2 protein-coding genes are annotated in these 1,147 nt (G+C 63.8%); one reads left to right on the top strand and one right to left on the bottom strand.

All coding sequences use genetic code 11. The features are described 5' to 3' along the window. A partial coding sequence (locus tag BQ7477_RS11925; protein ID WP_159430600.1) for a hypothetical protein occupies positions 1-209 on the top strand: 209 nt, incomplete at its 5' end. A gap of 617 nt (positions 210-826) precedes the next feature. Here BQ7477_RS11925 and BQ7477_RS12705 read toward each other — a convergent pair. Beyond that, the coding region (locus BQ7477_RS12705; RefSeq protein ID WP_200783534.1) for a hypothetical protein at positions 827-1,147 on the bottom strand (321 nt) is incomplete at its 5' end.

Consider the following 1,147-nt stretch of genomic DNA (forward strand, 5'->3'; position numbering starts at 1 on the left):
ACGGCACCGTCGGCCCGTTCACCGACCTGACGCTCCCCGTCAACCCCTTCACCCTCACGCCCACGCCCACGCAGGCCGCGGACGATTCTTCTCCCGCCTCCGCCTCTTCTTCGCCGCGGGGCCTCATCATCGGCGTGGGCGCCACCATCACCGTCCTAGCCCTCGCAGGCCTCGCAGCCCTCATCTGGGCGCTACGCGCCAAGAAGTAACAGCGTCCACGCACACATTCAGAACGCGTCGTCCCGCGGCCCGTTGACACGACTGACTCCCGGCGCAGCCGGCGGGGCGTCGAACGCGAACCCGGCGTGTCAAGTCCCGGGTTTTGTGGAGGCTTGTTGAGGCCGCTTCCTTTCGTGTTGTTGTGTGTTGGTTTTCTGCTTGTTGTGGCGTGATGCCGCCCAGGGCGAGGTGGGGCGGCGGGTGTTGTACCAGTGGACCCAGGCGGCGGTTTCGCGCGTCGGCTTCCAATCGGGCTGGTTCCCCAGTAATGTCGCACGTAATTCCCGTGCACATATTTCAGACATTGAAATGTGGTCGTTGGAATTGCAACGTTTGTGGCCTATCTCGAAAAATGACCGCGTTAAATTACGTGCGACTTTTGCTGGGGTGGTTACCGTTGTCACTTTCCGGTCTCTCTACAGCCCCGGTGTTGTACCAGTGGACCCAGGCGGCGGTTTCACGTTCGACCTCGCACCGATCGCGCCAGGGGCCGCCCACACCCGGGCGACCCCCCACGCGACCACACAAACGCCGCTACAAACTCACCAATCCTCACCCTCATCACGGCACACCGGCCTCAACTGATCAGCGCTACCAGCACCACCCATCACACCAACAGCGGACTCATCCAGGCCATCCACACGCACCACCTCATAGTTACGCCGCCGCGCCTCATCCTTCTTCTTACCACGGCCCTTCGACCCAGACCCAACCACGCCAGCAGCACCACGCGCAGAACCAGCAGCACCACGCCCGGCGACACCGCCACGCGAACCCGCACCACGAGTCTCAACAACCCCAGCAGCACCACGCGCAGAACCAGCACCATCACGACCACCCGTAGTCCCACGCGCAGAACCAGCAGCACCACGCCCGGCGACACCACCACGCGAACCCGCGCCACGAGCCTCAACAACCCCAGCAGCAC

The sequence above is a fragment of the Actinomyces bouchesdurhonensis genome (assembly GCF_900128465.1).
Taxonomy (GTDB): domain Bacteria; phylum Actinomycetota; class Actinomycetes; order Actinomycetales; family Actinomycetaceae; genus Pauljensenia; species Pauljensenia bouchesdurhonensis.